Source organism: Streptomyces sp. NPDC001270 (assembly GCF_042896695.1).
Lineage (GTDB): Bacteria > Actinomycetota > Actinomycetes > Streptomycetales > Streptomycetaceae > Streptomyces.
Genome location: NZ_JBIAXM010000003.1, coordinates 336,279 through 352,629 on the forward strand (window position 1 = coordinate 336,279; position 16,351 = coordinate 352,629).

15 protein-coding genes and 1 pseudogene are annotated in these 16,351 nt (G+C 72.2%); 10 read left to right on the forward strand and 6 right to left on the reverse strand.

What is annotated here, in order from left to right; genetic code table 11:
* Positions 1-46 precede the first annotated feature (46 nt).
* Positions 47-466, forward strand: coding sequence for a GNAT family N-acetyltransferase (locus ACFY2B_RS07865; RefSeq protein ID WP_390762263.1), 420 nt, complete (start codon positions 47-49; stop codon positions 464-466).
* A gap of 53 nt (positions 467-519) precedes the next feature.
* Here ACFY2B_RS07865 and ACFY2B_RS07870 read toward each other — a convergent pair whose 3' ends face one another.
* Positions 520-1,440 carry a LysR family transcriptional regulator gene (locus ACFY2B_RS07870; RefSeq protein WP_390762264.1) on the reverse strand — a complete coding sequence of 307 codons (921 nt, stop codon included), beginning with the start codon at positions 1,438-1,440 and terminating at the stop codon, positions 520-522.
* A 188-nt stretch (positions 1,441-1,628) separates the two neighbouring features.
* Here ACFY2B_RS07870 and ACFY2B_RS07875 point away from each other — a divergent pair, with 188 nt between their 5' ends.
* Entirely contained in the window at positions 1,629-1,994 is a 366-nt protein-coding gene (locus ACFY2B_RS07875; RefSeq protein ID WP_390762265.1) for a YybH family protein, read from the forward strand.
* 46 nt (positions 1,995-2,040) lie between these two features.
* On the opposite strand, the gene ACFY2B_RS07880 is transcribed toward ACFY2B_RS07875, so the two are convergent.
* Positions 2,041-3,198, reverse strand: a complete 1,158-nt coding sequence (locus ACFY2B_RS07880; RefSeq protein WP_390762266.1) for an acyltransferase family protein — start codon at positions 3,196-3,198, stop codon at positions 2,041-2,043.
* Positions 3,199-3,623: 425 nt separating this feature from the next.
* On the opposite strand from ACFY2B_RS07880, the gene ACFY2B_RS07885 reads away from it, so the two are divergent.
* The 5 genes and pseudogenes from ACFY2B_RS07885 (at position 3,624) to purB (ending at position 9,022) form a co-directional block, all read left to right on the forward strand.
* The gene (locus ACFY2B_RS07885) at positions 3,624-4,964 is read left to right on the forward strand and encodes a hemolysin family protein (RefSeq protein ID WP_390762267.1); all 1,341 of its coding nucleotides are present in this window, start codon (positions 3,624-3,626) and stop codon (positions 4,962-4,964) included.
* A complete protein-coding gene (locus ACFY2B_RS07890; RefSeq protein WP_390762268.1) occupies positions 4,961-5,974 on the forward strand; it encodes a hemolysin family protein in 1,014 nt (337 codons plus the stop codon). Before ACFY2B_RS07885 ends, ACFY2B_RS07890 begins: the two co-directional genes overlap by 4 nt.
* Positions 5,975-6,270: 296 nt before the next feature.
* Positions 6,271-7,086, forward strand: a complete 816-nt coding sequence (locus ACFY2B_RS07895) for an SGNH/GDSL hydrolase family protein (RefSeq protein WP_390762269.1) — start codon at positions 6,271-6,273, stop codon at positions 7,084-7,086.
* Positions 7,083-7,412 (forward strand): annotated as a pseudogene (locus tag ACFY2B_RS07900) (DUF4326 domain-containing protein); the annotation flags it as partial. The gene ACFY2B_RS07895 and the pseudogene ACFY2B_RS07900, both read left to right, overlap by 4 nt.
* Positions 7,413-7,579: 167 nt before the next feature.
* On the forward strand, positions 7,580-9,022 hold the full coding sequence (gene purB, locus ACFY2B_RS07905; protein ID WP_390762270.1) for an adenylosuccinate lyase: 1,443 nt from the start codon (positions 7,580-7,582) through the stop codon (positions 9,020-9,022).
* A 61-nt stretch (positions 9,023-9,083) separates the two neighbouring features.
* On the opposite strand, the gene ACFY2B_RS07910 is transcribed toward purB, so the two are convergent.
* Together ACFY2B_RS07910 and ACFY2B_RS07915 are read right to left on the reverse strand one after the other, a co-directional pair.
* On the reverse strand, positions 9,084-9,800 hold the full coding sequence (locus ACFY2B_RS07910) for an ABC transporter permease (protein ID WP_390762271.1): 717 nt from the start codon (positions 9,798-9,800) through the stop codon (positions 9,084-9,086).
* A 2-nt stretch (positions 9,801-9,802) separates the two neighbouring features.
* Positions 9,803-10,723: an ABC transporter ATP-binding protein gene (locus tag ACFY2B_RS07915; RefSeq protein WP_390762272.1), complete on the reverse strand. Its 921-nt coding sequence runs from the start codon at positions 10,721-10,723 to the stop codon at positions 9,803-9,805.
* A 108-nt stretch (positions 10,724-10,831) separates the two neighbouring features.
* Between ACFY2B_RS07915 and ACFY2B_RS07920 the strand changes: the two genes are divergently transcribed.
* The 3 genes from ACFY2B_RS07920 to ACFY2B_RS07930 all read left to right on the forward strand — a co-directional run bounded on the left by ACFY2B_RS07920 (position 10,832) and on the right by ACFY2B_RS07930 (position 14,152).
* Positions 10,832-11,986: a sensor histidine kinase gene (locus ACFY2B_RS07920; protein WP_390762273.1), complete on the forward strand. Its 1,155-nt coding sequence runs from the start codon at positions 10,832-10,834 to the stop codon at positions 11,984-11,986.
* Positions 11,987-12,155: 169 nt separating this feature from the next.
* Positions 12,156-12,821: a response regulator gene (locus ACFY2B_RS07925; RefSeq protein WP_390762274.1), complete on the forward strand. Its 666-nt coding sequence runs from the start codon at positions 12,156-12,158 to the stop codon at positions 12,819-12,821.
* 173 nt (positions 12,822-12,994) lie between these two features.
* Complete coding sequence (locus tag ACFY2B_RS07930) at positions 12,995-14,152, forward strand: ROK family transcriptional regulator (protein WP_390762275.1); 1,158 nt, start codon at positions 12,995-12,997, stop codon at positions 14,150-14,152.
* A gap of 105 nt (positions 14,153-14,257) precedes the next feature.
* On the opposite strand, the gene ACFY2B_RS07935 is transcribed toward ACFY2B_RS07930, so the two are convergent.
* Positions 14,258-15,019 (reverse strand): GntR family transcriptional regulator, encoded by a 762-nt coding sequence (locus ACFY2B_RS07935; protein WP_390762276.1) that lies wholly within the window; start codon positions 15,017-15,019, stop codon positions 14,258-14,260.
* A 286-nt stretch (positions 15,020-15,305) separates the two neighbouring features.
* Entirely contained in the window at positions 15,306-16,190 is an 885-nt protein-coding gene (locus ACFY2B_RS07940; protein ID WP_390762277.1) for an RNA polymerase sigma-70 factor, read from the reverse strand.
* Between the last annotated feature and the right edge of the window lie 161 nt (positions 16,191-16,351).

Here is a 16,351-nt window from a genome sequence, read left to right on the forward strand (position 1 = left end):
CGGAATCCGGTCGCCTGGCGGGCGGGAGGTCTGGTTGGCTCGCTCCATGAGCGATCTCCACCTCCGCCGCGCCGCCTTCCCGGACATCGACACCGTGCTGCGGTTCTGGCGCGACGCCGCGGAAGGAACCAGTATCAGCGACGACCACGACGGCGTCGCCCGCCTGATCGCACGGGATCCCGAAGCCCTGATCCTGGCGGAACGCGACGGTCTTCTGGTGGGGACCGTGATAGCCGGCTTCGACGGATGGCGCTGCTCGGCCTACCGGCTGGCCGTCCATCCCGACCACCGTCGGCAGGGCATCGCCACCGCCCTGCTCCAAGCGGCCGAACAACGCTTCGCCGACCTGGGCGGGCGGCGTGTCGACGCCATGGTCCTGGAGGCCAACGAGCGGGCGCAGCACGCCTGGGCCGCGGCCGGTTACCACCGCGAGGACCACTGGCGGCGGTGGATCAAGGCGGTGTGAGCGGGCGCCGGATCCGGGGCCCGGCCGCTCCCGCTACGCCCCGTTCGTCTCGGCTACGCCCCGTGCGCCGAGCCGGCCGCGGCCCCGGCCGGTGTGGATGATCCGCCGAAGGACTGCCGGCAGTGCCGCAGCAGCTCGCGCAGCGCCGGGCTTTTGACCTGCGCCGAGATCAGTGCGAGCACCGCGGGCACGTCCGCGTCGGTGATGGCCACGGTCCGCAGGCTCGGGTACGGGGCGGCCATGGTGGCGGAGAGCACCGCGACGCCGAGCCCTCGTTCGGCCAGGTTCGCCACCGCTGCGGGGGCGCTCGCCTGGAGGGCGACGGCCGGAGTCAGGCCGTGCGCCGCGGCCGCCTGGTCGAGCGTCGCCCGGACGCCGGTTCCCTCGGGCAGGCAGATGAGCGGATGGGCGGTGAGTTCGGCGAGGGTGACCCCGTCCTTTTCGGCCAGCGGATGACCGTCGGGGACCGCGGCGACGATCGGCTCGCTGATCACCTGCCGGCCGTCCAGGTCCTCCGGAGCCCGGCGGGCCGCCCCGATCAGTGCCAGGTCGACGCTGCCCGCACGGACGCGCTCGACCAGCGTCGCGGAGTCGTCCTCGACGAGGCTGATCTCGACGCCGGGATGGGCGAGGTGGAACCTCGACAGGGCATCGAACAGCGGCTCGACGGTGCAGGCGGTGACCATGCCGACGACGAGCCTGCCGCGCACGAGCCCGTTCATCTCGTCGACGGCGCGCCGCAGCGCCTCCATCGAGGACAGGACGGACCGCGCGTGGGTCAGTACCACTTCGCCGACCGCGGTCAGCGCGACCGTACGCCCCGAACGGTCGAGCAGCGTGGCCCCGAGATCGTTTTCGAGCTGGCGGATCTGCGCGCTGATTCCGGGCTGGCTGATGTGCATCAGCTCGGCGGCCCGCGTGAAATTGGCTTCCTGCGCCACGGCGACGAAGTACCTCAGCTGCCTGATGTCCATAACTTTTTATTCTAAAGCCGATCCCAACTATTGATTGGACTTCTATTCGGTCGCCGCCGGAAAATCGCCACGCCGGTCCCGGTACCGGGACCGCGGCCGGTGCCTGAACCACAGAACAGGACGGCCGGCGCCTGAACCACAGAACAGGGCGGCCGGTGCCTGAACCACAGAACAGGAAAGGAACGACCGTGTCCGAGAACGAGAAGGCCATGCAGCCGGAAGATCTCACCCGTCTCTTCGTGGAGCGGGCCAACGCCGGTGACGCCGCGGGACTCGCCGCCCTGTACGAGGAGGAGGCGGTGATGGCCTATCCGCCGGGCAGTGTGACGGTGGGCCGCGAGGCCATCCGGCAGTTGTGGGAGAAGGTGCTGGCCGGCGCACCGCACTTCGCACCGGAGCAGCCGCTCCCGACCCTGGTCTGCGGTGACATCGCGCTGACCGCCACGCCGCCCGGGGACGGCGCGGGCGCCCGCGCTCAGGTCGTCAGGCGGCAGGCCGACGGCAGTTGGCAGCGCCTCATCGACCAGCCGGAGTTCCGTCCGCCCGCGAGCTGAGCGGGCACCCCGTCACGTCCTCCGTGACGCGACCGCCCGCTCGCCGCTACCCCGCGGCTCTGGCGAACGACCGGTCGAGACCGGTCTTCAGGGCCCTGGCCACCGGCCGCTCCACGAACCGGTGCACCAGCCAGCTCAGCACCAGGAACCCGGCGATCACCGCGACGACCAGCAGCCGGGGGTCCATGACGTCACGCAGGCGGTGGATCAGGGTCGTACCGGCCAGGTAGTGCGTCAGGTAGAGCGGGTAGGTCATGGCGCCGGCGGTGATCAGCCACTTCCAGCGGATGCGGTCGGTCGCGCCGAGCGCGACCGCCACCATCACGAGCATGAACACGGTGAAGATCAGCACGGCTCCGCGCCAGCTGGAGACACCCTCGTAGGCCACCCGGTCGCCCAGTTCCTCCTGGCCCATCAGCCAGGCCATGGCGAGGATGCCCCACAGCAGCAGGTCCTGGCCGAAGCGGTGCATGAGGTAGAGGGCGAGACCCGCGATGAAGTACCAGGCACCGGTCGGATCGGCCACCACCTCCAGCAGCCGGAAGTCGGCGAGCGGCGCGATCATCGCCGCCACGCCCCACACACAGCAGAAGATCACGACCCTGCGGTACGTCAGGCCCATGGCGACGACGATCAGGAAGAGGAGGTAGAAGCGCAGCTCCGACCAGAGGGTCCAGTAGACCGAGTCGACGTGCGGCACGCCCACGCCGGCCTGCAACATCGTGAAGTTCACCAGGATGTCGTGCAGAGCCAGCCGCTTCCACACCCCGGGCAGCGCCACCAGCACAGCCGTGGTGAAGACGATGGCGAACCAGTAGGCCGGATAGAGGCGGATCACCCGGGAGACGAAGAACTGGCGCGGGGTACGCCCCCAGCACGACATGCAGATGACGAAGCCGCTGATCACGAAGAAGATCTCGACGCCGATCCAGCCGAACGAGGCGAACCGGAACACCGTGGGCATGATGTCGGACACCGGCCGGTCCCAGATGGCGTTGCCCGGCTTGTTGACCCGGTTGGTGCCGACGTAGTGGTGCAGGGCCACCATCAGGGCGGCCACCAGGCGGATGCCGTCGACGACGAACAGCCGAGGGCGGTTGCGGCCCGCGGCCACCGGCTTCTGCGGGGCCGCGGGTCTGGGCGGGCTCTCGGCGAGTGCGACGCCACCGGCGGGTGTCGACGTTCTGCCGCGCACTTCGTGCATCAGAGCTAAGCCAATCCCTTATGAGGCAACCAGGACCTCGTGGCCCACGGACGGTTCACGCTACGGCCACGCCTTCCACGCCTTAGGGGCAGGGACGACTAAATCGCGCATGCCGTGACGGAGAGTTACCACAACCCTCGCCAGGCCGACGTGCAACGTTCTCCAATACTTCATCTGTCGTCACTCGCCGCGCTCACGGGGTTGACCGGCCGCCACCCCGGCCCGGGAGCCGACGCCCGACCGTTCCCTTTGCTGATCCTTTACCCTGGGAGGACGGCGGGTGGCCGACAGGTCCCCTCCTGCTCGTGTCCCCGATCCGCATCCTCCGACGAAAGGTGTGAGCGTCCACTCATGGACGAGCCTCCCAGTCCGCGACATCGCGCGTTCCTCTCCGCCCCGGCCGATCATGGGACGGAGGTGACCCGATGACCGAAGTGCTCCTCCTGCTGGTGGCGGTGCTGCTCTCGCTCGCCTGCGGTGCCTTCGTCGCCGCGGAGTTCTCGCTGACCACGGTCGAACGCGGCGAGCTCGAACGCGCGGCCGCACGCGGTGAGCGCGGCGCGCCCGGCGCCCTCAAGGCCGTACGGAACCTGACGTTCCAGCTCTCCGGTGCGCAACTCGGCATCACGGTCACCAACCTGGTGGTCGGCATGCTCTCCGAGCCGTCCATCGCCCGGCTGATCGCGGGCCCGCTCAGATCGCTCGGCGTCCCGTCCTCCGCGGCCGGCACGGTCGCCCTGGTCATCGGCACCGCGCTGTCCACAGTCTTCCTGATGGTCGTCGGCGAACTGGTGCCCAAGAACTGGGCGATCTCCTCGCCGCTGGCCGTGGCCAAGCGGGTGGGCAGCCCGCAGCGCTGGTTCAGCGCCGTCTTCCGGCCCTTCATCGCGCATCTGAACAACACCGCCAACCACGTGGTGCGCCGCTTCGGCGTGGAGCCGGCCGAGGAGCTGGCCTCCGCGCGCGGGCCGCAGGAGCTGGCGGCGCTGGCCCGGCACTCCGCCAAGGAGGGCGCGCTGGAGCCGGACACCGCCGAACTGTTCGTACGGACCCTGAACCTCGCCGACCTCACCGCGGAGAACGTGATGACCCCGCGGGTCCAGGTCGTCGCCCTCGACACCCAGGCGACCTGCCAGGACGTGGCCAACGCGACCCGGGCGACCGGGCTGTCCCGGTTCCCGGTCTACCGCGGCAACCTGGACACGGTGGTCGGGATCGCACACATCAAGGACGTGCTGACGCTGCCCGGCGAGGAGCGGGCCCGGTGCAATGTCACGCAGATCATGCGCGAGCCGCTGCTCGTCCCCGAGTCGCTGACCGTCGACCGGCTCCTGGACCGGCTCTCCGGCAAGCGCACGATGGCAGTCGTCATCGACGAGTACGGCGGTACGGCCGGCGTGGCGACCCTGGAGGACATCGTCGAGGAGGTCGTCGGCGAGGTGCGGGACGAGCACGACCCGCACGAGACGCCCGACCTCGCCCCCGCCGGGGCCGACGCGGACGGCAGGGCCGTGTACTCGGCCGACGGCGCCGCCCGCACCGACCAGCTCGCCCGGGTGGGCCTGCGGACGCCCGGAGGACCCTACGAGACGCTGGCCGGCCTGGTCGCCGCCGAACTGGGCCGCATCCCCGTTGCCGGGGACACCGTCGAGGTCGTCGGGTGGCGGCTCGACGTGGTCGACGCGTCCGGACACCGGGCGGCCCGGCTGCTGCTGCACGCTCCGCCGGACGACGTGACCGAGGCGAGCGCGGAGGACGGGACATGACCGCCGTACAGCTGCTGATCGGGCTGGCGACGCTCGTCGTCAACGCCTTCTTCGTCGGCGCCGAGTTCGCGCTGATCTCGGTACGGCGCTCACAGATCGAACCGCACGCCGAGGCGGGCGACCGGCGCGCGAAGATCGTCCTGTGGGGGTTGCAGCACGTCTCCGCGCTGATGGCCGCCGCCCAGCTGGGCATCACGCTGTGCACGCTGGTCCTCGGCGTGGTCGCGGAGCCGGCCATCGCCCATCTGCTGGAGCCGGTGTTCCACGCGGTGGGCATGTCCACCGGCGCGGGCCACGCCGTGTCGTTCGTGATCGCGCTGGCGCTGGCGACCTATCTGCACATGCTGCTCGGCGAGATGGTGCCCAAGAACGTCGCGCTCGCCGAACCGGTGCGCAGCGCACTGCTGCTCGGCCCTCCCCTGGTCGCCCTGTCCCGGGCCCTGCGCCCGGTGATCTTCACGGTCAACGCCTTCGCGAACGCCCTGCTCAAGCTGCTCAGGGTGGAGACGAAGGACGAGGTCACCGCGACGTTCTCGGACGCGGAGCTGGCCCAGATCGTGCGGGACGCCGGGGAGGCGGGCCTGATCGACGACCGGGCGCGGGAGCGGCTGTACGACGCCCTGGAGCTGGGCCGACGGCCGGTGCGGGACGTGGTGGTCCCGCTGGACGACGTGGTCTACGCACGCGTGGGCGTCACACCCGACCAGTTGGAGCGGCTGTCGGCCCAGTCGGGCTTCTCCCGCTTCCCGGTGGTGGACGAGGGACGCCACATCGTCGGTTACCTGCACGTCAAGGACGTGCTGGACGCCTCGCCACGGGACCTGCCGCTGCGGCAGCAGGACATGCGGCCCATCGCGCGCGTACGGGAGAACACACCGCTGGACGACGTGCTCACCGCGCTGCGCGGCAGCCGTACGCATCTGGCGGCGGTGCTCGGCGCCGACGGGCGGCTGGCCGGCCTGGTCACCATGGAGGACGTGCTGCGGGAACTGTTCGGCCAGCACGCGTGAGCCCCGCCGGGGCCGTGCCACGGCGGTCCGCGGCACGGCCCCGGACCGATGGGCGGACACGATCCCGGCCCCGGACCGGCCCGGTGGGCACTTGCCTGGACCGGCCGGCGGATACGGACGTGCATCCTGGACCGACCAGACGTGCATCCTGGACCGACCAGCGGACGCGACCGGGCCGGCCAGCGGGTACGGCCCCGGACCGACCAACGGTCACCGACCCTGACCGGCCGGTGGAAACGGGTCCGGACCGACCGGTGGGTACGGTCCCGGGACGCCGGGATAGCATCGCACTCGCCATGCAGACGATCCCCTCACATCCCACGCACTCCAGCCTGGTCGCGGTCGGCGACTCCTTCACCGAAGGCATGTCGGACCTGCTGCCGGACGGCTCCTACCGGGGCTGGGCGGACGTCCTCGCGGCGCGGCTGGCCGCCCGCACCCCGGGCTTCCGCTACGCCAACCTCGCGGTACGCGGCAAGCTGATCGGGCAGATCGTCGAGGAGCAGGTGGACGTGGCGGCCGCGATGAACGCCGACGTGATCACGCTGGTCGGCGGACTCAACGACACGCTGCGGCCCCAGTGCGACATGGGGCGGGTGCAGGGGCTGCTGACGGAGGCGGTGGAACGGCTCGCTCCGGCCTGCAAACAGCTGGTGCTCATGCGCAGCCCGGGCCGCCGCGGGCCGGTCCTGGAGCGGTTCCGGCCCCGCATGGAGCAGTTGTTCGCCTGCGTCGACGACCTCGCCGGACGGCACGGCGCCCTGGTCGTGGATCTGTATGGGGCGCCGTCGCTGGCCGACCCCCGGCTGTGGGGCGCGGACCGGCTGCACCTGACGGCCGACGGGCACCGCCGGGTCGCGGAGGCCGTCTGGCAGAGGCTCGGCTACGCCGCGCAGGACACCGAATGGCACGTCCCGCCGCCCGCGGACCTGCCGCCGGGCTGGTACACCCGGCGCGCCGCGGACGTGCGGTTCGCCCGGCAGCATCTGCTGCCGTGGATAGGCCGCCGGCTGACCGGCCGCTCCTCCGGCGACGGCCGCCCGCCCAAACGCCCCGAGCTGCTTCCGTACGAGAACCGGGCGGAGCCCGGCGGCGTGGCACCGCCGCCATGACCACCGGGGTCATCAACCTCAGGGGCCAAATCCACGACTTCGGCCCCCGGCTGGAGGACGCCCCGCCGGACGTCGTCTACGTGGGCCGCCGCTGGACCCTGGGCGGCTGGGACCTGCCCCGGCATCCCTTGTACAACCCCTTCGCCCACCACACCGCGACCAAGCGACGGGACGGCACCCGGGCCGAGGTCATGGCGATGTACCGGGCGTACCTCCTGGAACACCCCGAACTGCTGGAACTCGTCCCCGAGCTGCGCGGCAGGACCCTCGCCTGCTGGTGCGTGCCCGAGCTGTGCCATGCGCAGGTACTGGCGGAGCTGGCGGACACGGACGACCTGCCTGACTACCGCCTGCCCGCCCGCCGGAGCGTGCCTGATGAAACGGCGACGGGGTACACCGGCCACTGTTCACAGGCGGCCCCGCAGGCCCTCGTAGCCTCCACCACCTCCCCCATGGCGCTGGCCTGCGGGAATCGCCAGTAGAATCTGTACACGTGACTTCCGCGCCCGCCAAGCCCCGCATCCCGAACGTCCTCGCCGGACGCTACGCCTCCGCCGAACTGGCCACGCTGTGGTCCCCCGAGCAGAAGGTGAGGCTGGAGCGGCAGCTCTGGCTCGCCGTGCTGAGGGCCCAGAAAGACCTCGGGATCGAGGTGCCGGACGCGGCGATCGCCGACTACGAGCGGGTTCTCGACACCGTCGACCTGGTCTCCATCGCCGAGCGCGAGAAGATCACGCGGCACGATGTGAAGGCCCGGATCGAGGAGTTCAACGACCTCGCGGGGCATGAGCACGTGCACAAGGGCATGACCTCCCGTGATCTGACCGAGAACGTCGAACAGTTGCAGATCCGGCTCTCCCTGGAGCTGGTGCGCGACCGCGCGGTGGCCGTGCTGGCGCGTCTGGGCAGGCTGGCCGGCGAGTACGCCGAACTGGTCATGGCGGGCCGCTCCCACAACGTCGCCGCGCAGGCCACCACGCTGGGCAAGCGCTTCGCGACCGCCGCCGACGAACTGCTGGTCGCCCACGGCCGGGTCGAGGAGCTGCTCGGCCGCTACCCGCTGCGCGGCATCAAGGGCCCGGTCGGCACCGCGCAGGACATGCTGGACCTGCTGGGCGGCGACGCGTCGAAGCTCGCCGAGCTGGAGGACCGGATCGCCGGGCACCTCGGTTTCTCGCACGCCTTCACCTCCGTCGGTCAGGTCTATCCGCGCTCGCTGGACTACGAGGTGGTGACCGCGCTGGTGCAGCTCGCGGCGGCGCCGTCGTCGCTGGCGAAGACGATCCGGCTGATGGCGGGGCACGAGCTGGTCACCGAGGGCTTCAAGCCGGGACAGGTCGGCTCGTCCGCGATGCCGCACAAGATGAACACCCGGTCCTGCGAGCGGGTCAACGGCCTCATGGTGATCCTGCGCGGCTACGCCTCGATGACCGGCGAGCTGGCCGGCGACCAGTGGAACGAGGGTGACGTGTCCTGCTCGGTGGTACGCCGGGTCGCGCTGCCGGACGCCTTCTTCGCACTGGACGGCCTGCTGGAGACCTTCCTGACGGTGCTCGACGAGTTCGGTGCCTTCCCCGCCGTCGTCGCCCGCGAGCTGGACCGCTACCTGCCGTTCCTCGCCACGACGAAGGTACTGATGGGTGCGGTGCGGGCCGGGGTGGGCCGCGAGGTCGCGCACGAGGCCATCAAGGAGAACGCCGTGGCCACCGCGCTCGCCATGCGCGAGCAGGGCGCCGAACGCAACGACCTGCTCGACAAACTGGCCGCCGATGAGCGACTGCCGCTGGACCGCGAGCAGTTGCGGGCACTGATGGCCGACAAGCTGTCCTTCACGGGTGCGGCGGCCGACCAGGTCGGCGTGGTGGCCGGCCGGATCGAGAAGATCGTCGAGCAGCACCCGCAGGCCGCCGGGTACACCCCGGGGGCGATCCTCTGATCCGGTCCGTCCGGACGTGGCCGCCCAGGAAACCGGGTCCGCACCGGCAGGCGGTGGCGGGTCAGGCGTCCCGCCGGTGCACGCTCCACGCTCCCGCGAGCAGTGCCGCCGCCGACCACAGTGCGGTCACCGCCAGGCCGGTCCACGGGCCGAGGGTGCCGTCCCAGTCGCTGTGCAGCACCACTTGGCCGGCCCGGTCGGGCAGGAAGTCGGCGACGCCGCCGGACAGATCGCCGACCACGAAGGAGACGATCAGGAGCAGCGGGATCAGCACGCCGAGTGTGGCCACGCCGCTGCGCAGCACCGCCGCGAGACCGGCCGCGAACAGCGCCATCAGCGTCAGGTAGACGCCGCAGCCCAGCGCCGCGCGCAGCCCCTCGGACCAGGTCGGCCGGTCCGGTCCTGACCCGAGGGCGGCACGGCCGACCAGGAAGGTCACCCCTCCGGTGACCAGCCCGACGGCGAGGACGGGGGCCGCGATCGCGGTGGCCTTGGCGGCGAACCAGCGCAGCCGGTCGGGAACCGCGGCCAGGGTCAGGCGCAGTGCGCCGCCCTGGAACTCGGACGAGACGGCCGTCGCGCCGAACGCCGTCGCCGCGATCTGGCCGAAGGAGACGCCGAAGAACATCGAGGACAGGGAGTCGGTGCCGGTCTCGTCCGTCGAGGCGAGCAGGGCGAGGGCGGCGGTGACGAGCAGCACCGCGGCGAGGCTGCCGACCAGCGAGCGCAGCGTACGGATCTTGATCCACTCGGCGTGGAGGGCGGGCTGGAAGGACATGGTCAGACCTCCTGCGGCTGGGCGGCGAACTCGGTCTCGGCCGACGTCAGATCCAGATATGCCGCCTCCAAGGTGGGCTCCATCGGGGCGAGTTCGAGGACAGGGACACCCGCGTCCGCCATAAGGCGCCCGATGTCCTCCACGCGCGCGTCGCCTACGGTCCAGCTGCCGGAGGGGTCCGGGGCGGCGTCGTAGCCGTGCCGGGCCAGCAGGTCGGCGGGGGGCGTGCCGTCGGCCGTACGGACCCGTACGCCGGGTCGCACGCGCGCGTGGACGAATTCCCGCAGCGGGGTGTCGGCGAGCAGACGGCCGCGGCCGAGGACGACGAGGTGGTCGGCGAAGGCCGCGGTCTCGTTCATGAGGTGGCTGGAGACCAGGACGGTGCGTCCCTGGGCCGCCAGCCGGCGCAGCAGTTCACGGATCCACACGATGCCTTCGGGGTCGAGGCCGTTCGACGGCTCGTCGAGGAGGACGACCTCGGGGTCACCGAGGAGTGCGGCGGCGATGCCGAGCCGTTGGCGCATGCCCAGGGAGTACGTCTTCACCCGGCGCCGCGCCACGGCCGCGAGGCCCGTCTCCTCCAGCAGCGCGTCGGCCCGGCGCACGGGAATGCGGTTGCTCGCCGCCAGGGCGCGCAGATGGTCACGTCCGCTGCGGGAGCCGTGCGCGGCCTGCGCGTCGAGCAGTGCGCCCACCTGGCGCAGCGGCTCGCGGAGTCCGGTGTAGGGCCGGCCGCCGACCGTCGCGGTCCCGGAGGTCGGCCGGTCCAGGCCCAGGACGAGCCGCATGGTGGTGGACTTCCCGGCGCCGTTGGGGCCGAGGAAGCCGGTCACCCGGCCGGGCCGGACGGTGAAGGTGACGTGGTCCACGGCCCGCCGGGTGCCGTACGTCTTGCTGAGTTCTCGTACGTCGATGCAGGTCATGGCACCACCCTGGCCGGGCACGGGGGTTGCGGTCCTCCCCCGCCGGTGGGCACCGTCTCCCCCGCCCGGGGGAGGTCCGTTGTCGGCGGCGCCTGCCACTATGAGCGGATGGCCCGTTTTCTGCGCCCGCTGCTGCGGGGGAGGACGTACACGCGCGTGCTGCACCTGTGGGTGCCCATGCTGATCGTCAGTGTCTGGCTGTTCATCGACATGTCGACGCCGTGGGTGCCCGCGGTGGCGCTGCTCCCGGTGGGGCTGATCGGGGCGGTGCGGACCGGGGAGGGGGTGCAGGCGCGGCTGCTGCTGACGCCCGGCGAGGAGGAGCCCGGCATCTCGGTGACGCCGGCGGCGACCTGGCGGGACAGGATGCGCACCGTGCTCTGGCTGGAGGCACGGATGGTGCTCGCCGTGCCCGCCGTGTTCGGCACCGTCTGGCTGCCGGCGCTGACCTACGATCTGGTCCGGCTGGCTCTCGGCCGGACCGCCCCGGCCGCCCCGGTGCTGGACCACCTGCAACCGCACTGGGCCTACGCACTGCTCGCCCCGCTCCCCCTGCTCGCCCTGTACGGGCTGGTGGTGGGCCTCGGCGAGCTGGTCACCGCCGCCGCACGCCGGATGCTGGGCCCGTCGGCGGTGGAGCGCCTGGCCGCCCTGGAGGAGCGGACCGAACAGCTTCTGGAGCGCACCCGTATCGCGCGCGAGCTGCACGACTCCATCGGACACGCGCTGACGGTCGCGGTGGTGCAGGCGGGCGCGGCGCGGGCCGCGGGCGATCCGGAGTTCACCGACCGCGCCCTGGGTGCCATCGAGGAGACGGGCCGGACCGCCCTGGAGGACTTGGAGCGGGTGCTGGGCGTGCTGCGCGAGTCGCAGCGGCCGGCGGCCAGCCGCCCCACACTGGCCGACGCCGACCGCCTCCTGGAGTCGGCGCGCGCCTCCGGGGCCAAGGTCGACGCCGAGACGACCGGCCCGCTGGAGACGGTTCCGGGGCCGGTGTCACGGGAGGGCTACCGCATCCTCCAGGAGGCACTGACCAATGTGCTGCGGCACGCGGGGGCCGTGCCGGTCCTGGTCCGTGTCACGGTGGCGGCCGGTGCCCTCGCCCTGGAAGTACGCAATCCGCTGCCGGGCGGGGTGGCCGGTCCCGCCCGGGGCAGCGGCCTGCGCGGCATACGCGAGCGCGCGACCCTCCTCGGAGGCAGCGCACGGACCGGCCCGGACGCGGGCGACTGGCAGGTACGCGTGGACCTACCCCTGCACTGACCCGACCACCACCGAACCGGGACGCGGGAACTCCGCACCAGCCACCCCCAACCAAACAACCCCACACCACCCACACAGGAGCGCGGGGAACTGCGCAATCAACCACCCACCCCCCGCACACAACCAAACAACCCCACCCCGCCCCCAGCGGAGCGCATACGCTTGGCGGATGCCGGTCACCGTTCTCCTCGTAGACGACGAACCCCTGGTCCGTGCCGGTCTGCGGGCGGTGCTCGCCGCGCAACCGGACATCGAGGTGGTCGGCGAGGCGGCCGACGGCGCCGCGGTGATCCCCCTGGTGCGTCAACTACGCCCCGACGTGGTCGCCATGGACGTCCGGATGCCGCTCATGGACGGCATCGAGGCGACGCGCGCGGTGCTGCGCACGGTGGCCGAGCCGCCGAAGATCCTGGTGGTCACCACGTTCGAGAACGACGAGTACGTGTACGACGCGCTGCGGGCGGGTGCCGACGGGTTCCTGCTGAAGCGGGCCCGGCCCGCCGAGATCGTCCATGCCGTACGGCTGGTCGCGGAGGGCGAATCGCTGTTGTTCCCCGCCTCGGTGCGGCAGCTCGCGGCCCGTTACGGCGACGACGGGCACGGCAACCGGGCCGCACGAGCGGTCCTGGAGCGGGCGCGGCTGACCGAACGGGAGGCCGAGGTGCTGCGGTTGATGGCCCGGGGGCTGTCCAACGCGGAGATCGCCGACCGGCTCGTCGTCGGCACGGAGACGGTCAAGTCGCACGTCAGCGCCGTCCTGACGAAGCTGGGGGCACGGGATCGCACCCAGGCGGTGATCGCGGCTTTCGAGTCCGGCTTCGTCGCTCCGGGCTGATCAACCATGCTCACACCCGCGCCCTCGCCCGTGCCTCATCCCGTGGCATCTCCCCGGGCTTCTCCCGACTCATCTCCCGTGCGGCGGGAGGGAGTCGGCGCCAGGCACTCGCCGGGGGTTCACAGCGCCGAGTACGATCCGGCCAACACGCGCACGAGCTGGGAGGACGGACGTTGGGGCGGCTGACCGGCGGCGATCCCTCGCTGCTGCGAAGGATCAATTCCGCGGTGGTGCTGCACGCGATGCGTGCGGCCGACTTCGCGACACTCACGGAGATCACCCGGGTGACCGGGTTGTCCCGGCCGACCGTCGAGGGGGTCGTCGAAGGGCTCATCGAAACCGGTCTGGTGGTGGAGACCGCGGCCGAGGAGGGCATCACCCGGCGCCAGGGGCGCCCCGCGCGCCGCTTCCGGTTCCGGGCCGAGGCCGGGCATCTGCTGGGCCTGGAGATCGGGGCGCACCGGGTCGCGGCGGTGGTCTCCGATCTGGACGGGCGGGTGCTGGGCGCGCAGGCCAGAGAGGTGGCCGAGGCGGCCGCGGCCGACGAGCGACTGGAGCGGCTGCGGAGCGCTGTCGCCGAGTTGCTCAGGCGGGCCGGCGTCGCGCGCAGCTCGCTGTGGGCGGTCGGGGTCGGCACACCGGGGATCGTCGAGACCGACGGCACCGTACGGCTCGGTACGGCGCTGCCCCAGTGGACGGGCCTGCGGCTCGGTGAGCGGCTCAGCCGTTCCTTCAAGTGCCCGGTGCTGGTGGAGAACGACGCGAACGCCGCCGCGGTGGCCGAGCACTGGAAGGGCGTGGCGACCGAATCGGACGACGTGGTGTTCGTGCTGGCCGGACTGAGCCCGGGCGCCGGAGCGCTGATCGGCGGGCGGCTGCACCGGGGCCACAGCGGGGCGGCCGGGGAGATCGGCGCGCTGCATCTGCTGGGCCGGGAGGCGACCCCGGAGACCCTGCTGTCCACCACGGACCAGCCGCTGCCCCCGCTGGACGAACAGGCGGTCGCCGAGGTGTTCGCGCTGGCCCGCAAGGGCGACGAGCAGGCGCAGGCCGCTGTCGAACGGTTCAGTCAGCGGCTCGTGCACGACGTGGCGGCGCTCGCCCTGGCGCTCGATCCGGAGCTGGTCGTGATCGGTGGCTGGGCGGCCGGCCTGGACGGTGTCCTCGAACCGCTGCGCCAGGAACTCGCGCGTTTCTGTCTGCGCCCGCCCCGGGTCGCCCTTTCCCTCCTCGGCGAGGCGGCCGTGCCCATGGGGGCCCTGCGGCTCGCCCTCGACCATGTGGAGGAGCAGTTGTTCGCGGTGGAGGGTACGGCGACGGCTCGGCGCTGACCGACGGCGCTCACGCCGTCGGCGTACGGCCGGCCGGGGCACCGGGCTGCGACCTGGTGCGGAACGCCGTACGCCGCCTCGGGGCGCGCGGGGCGGAGGACGGTGCTACGAAGCCTGCCGTTCGGGCCCGTGGTGGATCTCCACCCCGCCGGAGTCGGCGAAGGTGAGCCGGCAGGTGTCCGCGCGGTACAGGGCGACGGAGAGCGCGGCCGTGCGTCCCTCGGCGAAGAAGCGGGTGGTGACGACCAGGACGGGCGCCCCGGGCAGCCGGTCCAGTTCCTTGGCGTCGTCCGCGTGCGCCGAGCCGAGTTCCACGGCGCGGTCCTGGCCCTCCAGGTCCAGGCGCTGCAGCTCTCGCAGGACCGCACGCGCGCGTGCGGGGCCGGAGGGGGCGTCTATCGCCGGCAGGTCGGGCACCGAGGAGTCGGGGACGTAGAGCAGTTCGGAGGCCACCGGCTGACCGCGGGACACCAGGGTGCGGCGCACGACGTGCGCGGGCTCGCCGGAGGCGGTCTCCAGGGCCGCGACGACACTCGCGGGCGGCACCGCCCGCGTGCATTCGGCGGGCTGCCAGGCGTCGGCGGCGGCGCCCGGCCAGGCGTGCTGCTCGGTGCCGACGGCCACGCCGAGGCGCGGCGGCGCGACGGTCGTGCCGACACCGCGGCGGCGCTGTAGCCGGCCTTCCAGTTCGAGCTGTTCGAGGGCCTGGCGGAGCGTGGCGCGGGCCACGCCGAAGCGGGCGGCGAGGTCCCGCTCGTTGGGCAGGATCTCACCGACCGAGAACTCCGAGTCCAATGCCTCGCTGAGTACGGTCCTGAGATGCCAGTACTTCGGTTCCGGCACCGATTCCAGCTGCGTAGTCCCCACCCTGTCCTCCGCGATCGCCGTGGTCCGGCGGCGTTTTAGCGCCTTGTTTATTAAAGGTTGTTGCACTTATCGGTGACGATAAGGCGGCGCTCCACCCTTGGTCAAGACCAATCCTCGAACGCTCGGGCCAAAGAATGACCGTCCGCAGTGGAGCGTTCACGAACCGTTCGCGCGGAGCCGTCTTCGTTACGTGCGGGCAAAGCCCCCGTCGTACCGCGCGGGCGGCACACGACGGACTCCGGACGGAGGGCGAGGGCAGAAGGCGGAGGACGGAGGGCGGAACGGATCAGCGGGCCGTCAGGAACCGCAGCTTGTCGGGGTTGCGGACGACGTACACCGTGCGGACGAGGCCGTCGGCGACGTCCAGTTGCAGGACGGAGTCGGGGCGGCCGTCGCTGAGGGCCAGCACCGAGAAGCCGCCGTTGACCTCCAGGAAGCGTACGGACAGCCGCGTCTCCTTGTCGCCGACGACCGCGACGAGGAAGCGGCCCACCTTGTCCGCCGTCTCCAGGATCCGCACCGGCGCCTTCGCCTTGCCCCCGCTGTCGCCCACCAGGCGCACGTCCGGGGCGAGCAGGGACAGCAACGCCGCCAGGTCGCCGCCGGCCGCGGCGGCGAGGAACCGCTCCGTCAGGTCGCGCCGCTCGGCCGGATCGACCGTGTAGCGCGGCCGCCGCTCCTCGACGTGCCGACGGGCCCGCCCGGCGAGCTGGCGCACCGCCGCCTCACCGCGGTCGAGCACGGCCGCGATCTCGGCGTACGGACAGCCGAACGCCTCCCGGAGGACGAACACGGCGCGCTCCAGCGGTGACAGTGACTCCAGGACGACGAGTACCGCGAAGGAGACGGAGTCGGCGAGCACCGCGCGCTCGGCGCCGTCCGGGACGGTGTCCGCGAAGTCGGTGACGTACGGCTCCGGGAGCCAGGGGCCGACGTACGCCTCACCGCGGGCCCGGATCTGCCGCAGCCGGTCGATGGCCAGCCGGGTGGTGACGCGCACCAGATAGGCGCGCGGCTCGCGCACCTGGGCGTGGTCGGCTCCGGACCAGCGCAGCCAGGCGTCCTGGACCACGTCCTCCGCGTCGGCCACGCGTCCGAGCATGCGATAGGCGACGCCCATGAGGACGGGACGGTGCGCTTCGAAGACATCGGTCGGGGTCTCCACGGTCACCGCTCCATCCCATCCGACCCGTCCTGCGATGTCCAGGCGGCGAACCGGGGCGGGAAGGCGGCGGCCGGACGAGCGACGACGAGCGTCACGCGACGGGAACGAACAACGGCGATGGACAACGGCGACGAGCGACGAGATGCCCGCGGCGGACGGACCGCGGC